The organism is bacterium, from assembly GCA_035559435.1.
Taxonomy (GTDB): Bacteria; Zixibacteria; MSB-5A5; order WJJR01; family WJJR01; genus JACQFV01.
This window is the reverse complement of the sequence record DATMBC010000100.1, coordinates 37,737-44,011: the sequence shown is the minus strand read 5'-3', so window position 1 is coordinate 44,011 and position 6,275 is coordinate 37,737. Positions and strand designations below refer to the sequence as shown.

At 64.5% G+C, this 6,275-nt stretch carries 6 protein-coding genes; 4 read left to right on the top strand and 2 right to left on the bottom strand.

Features of this window, described 5'->3' with window-relative positions; translation table 11 throughout:
• Positions 1-118: 118 nt before the first annotated feature.
• Together yihA and VNN55_11410 are read left to right on the top strand one after the other, a co-directional pair.
• Positions 119-718 (top strand): ribosome biogenesis GTP-binding protein YihA/YsxC, encoded by a 600-nt coding sequence (gene yihA / locus VNN55_11415; protein HWO58161.1) that lies wholly within the window; start codon positions 119-121, stop codon positions 716-718.
• An 18-nt stretch (positions 719-736) separates the two neighbouring features.
• Positions 737-2,035, top strand: coding sequence for an adenylosuccinate synthase (locus VNN55_11410; GenBank protein ID HWO58160.1), 1,299 nt, complete (start codon positions 737-739; stop codon positions 2,033-2,035).
• A 59-nt stretch (positions 2,036-2,094) separates the two neighbouring features.
• Here the strand turns inward: VNN55_11410 and VNN55_11405 are convergent, their stop codons facing one another.
• Both VNN55_11405 and rmuC read right to left on the bottom strand, forming a co-directional pair.
• Positions 2,095-2,667, bottom strand: coding sequence for a GNAT family N-acetyltransferase (locus VNN55_11405; protein HWO58159.1), 573 nt, complete (start codon positions 2,665-2,667; stop codon positions 2,095-2,097).
• 6 nt (positions 2,668-2,673) lie between these two features.
• Positions 2,674-4,113, bottom strand: coding sequence for a DNA recombination protein RmuC (gene rmuC / locus VNN55_11400; GenBank protein ID HWO58158.1), 1,440 nt, complete (start codon positions 4,111-4,113; stop codon positions 2,674-2,676).
• A 223-nt stretch (positions 4,114-4,336) separates the two neighbouring features.
• Here rmuC and VNN55_11395 point away from each other — a divergent pair, with 223 nt between their 5' ends.
• Positions 4,337-5,578 (top strand): efflux RND transporter periplasmic adaptor subunit, encoded by a 1,242-nt coding sequence (locus VNN55_11395; protein ID HWO58157.1) that lies wholly within the window; start codon positions 4,337-4,339, stop codon positions 5,576-5,578.
• 20 nt (positions 5,579-5,598) lie between these two features.
• Complete coding sequence (locus VNN55_11390) at positions 5,599-6,273, top strand: ABC transporter ATP-binding protein (protein HWO58156.1); 675 nt, start codon at positions 5,599-5,601, stop codon at positions 6,271-6,273.
• The last annotated feature ends 2 nt before the right edge of the window (positions 6,274-6,275 follow it).

Sequence of the window (6,275 nt, the reverse complement as noted above, 5' to 3'; positions counted from 1 at the left end):
GGCGGGTGATCATCACCGCCGATGCGATCCGCGGCGAGGCCAAGCCGATCCTCGAATTCGCCGCCACCCAGAAGAAGACCGCCTAGCTCCGCGCCGGCCGGAACGATGGACCGTTGCCATGGATGCGCAATTTGTCAAGAGTGTGTTCACGTTGAAAGACCTCCCGCAGGATCGGCTGCCGGAGATCGCGGTCGCCGGCAAGTCGAACGTGGGGAAATCGTCGCTGTTGAACAAACTGCTGAAGAAACGCAACCTGGCCAAGACTTCGCAGACCCCGGGAAAGACCCGTTGCCTGAACTACTTCCAGGTCACGCCCGACAAGCGGGGGCCATTCTATCTGGTCGATCTGCCCGGCTATGGCTACGCGAAGGTCTCGCAATCGATGCGTGATGAGTGGGCCCGTCTGATCGAGGGCTACCTCGCCCTGCCCGATCGTCCGCGCGGCATCATCGCCCTGTTCGATTCGCGCCGCGAGCCGACCGACGTCGACTTGGACTGGATCGCCTGGCTGGCGCAGTGGGGACGGCCCTACCTGATCGTGCTGACCAAGTGCGACAAGTTGTCAAACAACGAGAAAGCGCAGTCACTCCGGCGCTGGACGCTGGATGAACCGACCGCGCAAAAGCCGCTGCTCTCCTCGGCGCTCGACGGCACCGGGGCCGAGAAGATCTGGCAATGGGTGGACACTGTTCGCGCCGGCCGCGCCGCGGCGGCGTGATGGGAGGATAAGGATCGCATGGCCAATCGCGTCGTCGTCGGCGCCCAGTGGGGCGATGAAGGCAAGGGGAAGATTGTCGACCTGCTGGCCGCCTCGTCGGACCTGGTCGTCCGCTATTCCGGAGGCGCCAACGCCGGCCACACCGTCAAAATCGACGGGAAGACCTTCGCGCTGCATCTGATTCCCACTGGGATTCTCATGCCGCACACCCATTGCCTCCTGGGCAACGGCGTGGTGATTGATCTGACGTCGCTGTTTGCCGAGCTGGACATGCTGGTCCGCGAGGGGATCGCGGTCGCTGGGCGGTTGAACGTTGCCGCCGGGGCCCACCTGGTGCTGCCGCATCACCGCATCATCGAGGCGTTCACCGAGGAGTTGGCCGAGGGAAAAGTCGGCACGACCATGCGCGGGATCGGCCCGGCCTACGCCGACAAGATCGCCCGCCGCGGTGTGCGCGCGGTCGACATGGTCTATCCCGACCGTCTGCGCGCCAGTCTGAGCCGGACGATGTCGTTCTGGGATGGGATCACCCGCGGACGGCTCACCGAGCAGAACTGCACCATCGACGCGGTCTTCGATGAACTCATGGGTTTCCGCGAGCGACTGGTGCCGCTTTTGGCCGATCCATCGTTGCAACTGGAAAAGGCGATGCGCGCCGGGCAGTCGATTCTCCTCGAGGGCGCGCAGGGCGCCCTGCTGGACATCGACTTTGGCACGTATCCGTTTGTGACCTCCTCCAACACCACCACCGGCGGCGCGTTGACCGGGCTGGGCATCCCCCCGCGCGCCATCGACCAGGTGCTTGGTGTGGTCAAGGCCTACACCACGCGCGTCGGGCTGGGACCCTTCCCGACCGAGTTGTTCGACGAGGATGGGCAGAAGCTGCAGAAGGGCGGCCTCGAGTTCGGCACCACCACCGGTCGCTCGCGCCGTTGCGGCTGGCTGGACCTGGTGGCGCTGCGCTACGCCGTGCGCGTGACCGGCATCACCCACATCGCGGTCACCAAGCTCGATGTCCTCGACCAGTTCGTCCGGATTCCGGTCTGTGTCGCCTACGACGACAACGGGACTGTGCTTCAGGATACCCCGCTGGACATCACGCGCCTCGATTCGGTGCAACCGGTGTATGAGACGCTGCCGGGATGGAACAGTTCCACGGTGGGGCTCACCGATTTCGACGATCTGCCTGCCAACGCGAAGGCGTATCTGCGGTTCATCACCGACGCGCTCAAGGTGAAGTTGTCAATTGTCTCCACCGGCCCCGGCCGTGAGGAAACGATTTTCTGCGATGACCGCCGTGCCCCGGCGCACGTGTAGCCTCCAACAGCCGTGGAAGGGGCATTCCGCCCCTTGCGTCACCCTGCCCGCGCGATTGTCTACAGAATCCGTCGCATGATCCGCCGTGACGGCGATGGCGTAGCCACCACCACAAATCCCGCCTTGCGGAAGGCGGTCTCCGTGCCGGTGTAGATGAAGACATCGGGCGCCTTGTCCTGGCGCACGACCGAGGGATATCCTTCGAGGATTTTGGCGCGCTTCTTACGGGCATAGACCGCGGCCGCTTCCAACAGCGCGACGCTGATGCCGCGGCGACGGTGGCTCCTCTTGGTGAAAAAGCAGGTGATCGACCAGACCGGTTGATCATCGATGCGCTTAAGCGATCGCGACCGCTCCAGCATCAGGTAGTTCTCCCGCGGCTCGACCGCGCACCAGCCGACCGGTTCGGCGCCGTCGTAGGCGAGAATGCCGGGCGTTGCGCCCGACATCACGATCTGGCGCTGCGCGGCGCGGTTTTTCGCGCCCTTGTTCTTGGTCCACTCGGCGCGCGAGCGCTTCCACCACATGCACCAGCATCCGGCGCAGGCGCCGCGTTCGCCGAACAACGCTTCGAAATCCGCCCAGCGCGCGGGGGTGAGGGGATGGAAGGTGAGTTTCGCGCCGGCTGGCATCGCGAATCAATTCTCCTCGTTGTCCGGACCAATCAGGAGTTCCGACTGCACCTTGCGCGGGGCCCGTTCGACGATGTTGACCTCGGCGATCTCCGGCTGGGCGGTGGCGCCCAATTCCCGGAATTTGCGCGCCGACACCAGCACCCGTCGTTCAAGTGACCCGACCGCCTTGTCGTAGGAACTCACCGCCTGTTCCAGCGCCTTGCCGACGCCGCTGAAGTTGTCGACAAAGGTCACGATCCGGTCATAGAGTTGCCCGCCCAGGATACGGATTTCTTCGGCGTTCTTCTGGAATTGCTCCAGGCGCCAGGAGTGCGCCTGACCGCTGAGGATCGACATCAGACTGCTGGGAGAGGCGAGGATGACGCGGCTGGCCATCGCCTCTTCGAACAGGCCACGGTCCGCCTCCAACGCCGCGGAAAAGAACGATTCGCCGGGGATGAACATGATGACATAGTCGGGGGACTGGTCGAACTGATTCCAGTACGCCTTCGATGACAGACTGCGGACATGCGCCTTGACCTGCTGGGCGTGGCGCGCCAATTGCGACGCGCGGGTCTCCTCGCTGTCGGCGCTGACCGCTTCGAGGTAGGCGTTGAGCGGCACCTTCGAATCGACCACCATCGTCCCGCCGCCGGGGATGTGCACGATCATGTCGGGACGCAGGCGCCCCTCCTCGGAGTCGACCGAGAACTGCTCGACGAAGTCGACATGCTCGGTCATGCCGGCCAGTTCAACGATGCGGCGCAGGGTCAGCTCGCCCCAGCGCCCCTTCACCTGCGGCGCGCGCAGCGCCTGCCCGAGACTGAAGGTCTGCTTCTGCAACTCCTGCGTCGACTGGGTGACCTGCTTGAGTTGCGCCTCGATGTTGCCGTAGGCCTGCTGACGCGCCTGTTCCAGCGCCTTGATGTGTTCCTCATATCGCTTGAGCGTGTCGGCCACCGGCCTGAGCAGCGTGTCAATCGCCTGCTGCTTCTGGGTCAGATCGCCTTTGGCGTCATCGAGCGTCTGACGGAGAATCTCCGAGGAGAGCGCCTTGAAACGGTCGATCATCTGCGCGCGGATCTCCTCGATGTTGCGGCGCTGGTCCTCCAGCGCTTTTTGGGCGTTGCGCAGATCGGATTCGGCGCGTTCTCGGGCGACCTTCGCCTCCTCGTGTTCCTGCCGCAAACGCACGAAGGATTCCTCGTTCTTCTGCAATTGCGTCTGCGCGAAGGCCAGCGCGTTCTGGTGCGACAACGCCATCTCCTCGCGCAACGCCTGCAGCGAGGCGGCGTTCTGACGGCGGGCGATCACCCATGTCATCGCCGCGCCCAAAAACAGCCCCACCACCAGCGGTATCAACCACTCCATCCGCGCCTCCTGAGAATCGCCGCCGACACCCCGTCCAGAATCGGCCAATCCGTGGCGGCAGGCAATCACTTCCCCCGCCGACGGTGTGAACATAACGAAAACTCCGGCCGGCAAATATCGCGGGAGTAAAACGGAACGTGCGCGATATCGCATTGTCCCGCTTGACCTTACAAAATAGACGTCTGGCCGAAGCAGGAAAAGGCCATGATCCATGTCCGGTCCGAAACTCAGAGTGATATCGCCCGTTTAATGCTCTGCCGTATATTGCGGCTCTTTTGCACGGGAGCACTCTGGTCCTCGGATTCAGGATGACACCATGACGACCGACTCACCCAGACCCAGTCTCTCTTCGCTGCGCATTAACCGCGATGAACCGCGTCCCTCCGGTCCATCCGCTTCGTCCAAATCGCGCGCCTGGCTGTGGGGTCTGATTGCTGTCGCTGTCGTTGCGCTGATCGGCTATTTCTTCTTTGGACGCGGCGCCGCGGCGATCGAAGTGCAGACCGCCACGGTGCAGCGTCTGGCGCCGGCGAGCGCGCAGTCGCTTCTGACCGCCACCGGATATGTGGTGGCGCAACGCGCCGCGGCAGTGGCCTCGAAGGGCACCGGCCGTCTGGAAGAACTGCGTGTCGAGGAAGGCGATCAGGTGAAGGCCGGCGACATCATCGCCCGCCTCGAGGCGGCCGATGTGACCGCCTCGCTGGGCGCCGCGCGCGCGGCCCAGAAGGAGGCCGAAGCCGCGGTCGAATACGCCAAGGCCCAGGCCCGTGAGGCGCGTCTGCGCTTCGACCGTGTCAGCGGTCTGCGCGACAAGCAACTGGCCTCCGAGGCCGAATACGATCAGGCGCGCGCCGCCAGCGAGAGCGCCGAGGCCAACGTCGTCGCGGCCGAGGCCGGTCTGCGCGCCGCCGCCGCCAATGTCGAGTGGGCCGAGGTGCAGGTGGAGAACACCATCATCCGCGCCCCCTTCGACGGCACCGTGCTCACCAAGACCGCCGACGTCGGCGAAGTGGTCGCGCCGTTTGCCTCCTCCTCCAGCTCGCGAGGGGCGGTGGTCACCATCGCCGACATGTCCTCGCTGGAAGTCGAGGCCGATGTCAGCGAGTCGAACATCCAGCAGATCCGTGTCGGCCAGCCCTGCCTGATCACACTCGATGCGCTCCCCGCCGAGCCCTACCGCGGCCGTGTGAAGAAAGTCGTTCCCACCGCCGACCGCTCGAAGGCCACGGTCATGGTCAAGGTCGCCTTCGACCAGCTCGATGGCCGGGTCCTGCCGGAGATGAGCGCCAAGATCAGTTTTCTGCCCGGCGACCTGCAAAGTGACGCGGTCAGCACCAAGACCGTGCTGACCGTGCCCTCCAGCGCGGTGGTGCAGCGCAACGGCGTCGCCGCGGTGTTTGTGGTCAAGCAGGGACGTGTGAGCATGCGCCCGGTCGAGACCGGGCAGACCTACGGCGGCACGGTGGAAGTGCGCGCCGGCGTCGAACTCGGCGATGTCGTGGTGATCGCCCCGCCGCCGCAGCTGGGCGATGGCGACACCATCAAACTGAAATCCTAAAACCGTTCGGGATCCATCACATGGCCAACAACGTGGTCGAAGTACGCAGCGTCAGCAAGGTCTACCACCGCGACAAAGTCGAAGTTCCGGTGCTCAACCACTTGTCCCTGACTGTGCCCGAAGGGGAGTTTGTCGCGCTGATGGGGCCTTCGGGTTCGGGCAAGACCACTCTGCTCAACCTGATCGCCGGCATCGACCGTCCCGATTCGGGCGAAGTCTGGGTGGCGGGCACCAACCTGGGGCAGTTGGGCGAGTCCGACCTGGCCAAGTGGCGGGCGCGTCACATCGGCTTTGTCTTCCAGTTCTATAATCTGCTGCCGGTGTTGACCGCTTTCGGCAATGTGGAGCTGCCGCTGCTTCTGACGAAACTCACCCGCGCCGAGCGCAAGCGGCAGACCGAGACCGCGCTGGAGCTGGTCGGGCTGAAGGACCGCATGCACCACTACCCGCGCCAACTTTCCGGCGGTCAGGAGCAGCGTGTCGCCATCGCCCGCGCCATTGTCACCGATCCGACGCTGATCGTCGCCGATGAACCCACCGGCGATCTGGACCGGCAATCGGCCGGGGAAATTCTCGATTTGCTCGGGCAGTTGAACAGCGAATTCAAAAAGACCATCGTGATGGTCACCCATGACCCGCGCGCGGCCGAACGCGCGCACACCCAGCGTCACCTCGAAAAAGGCGAGCTCGCCTGAGG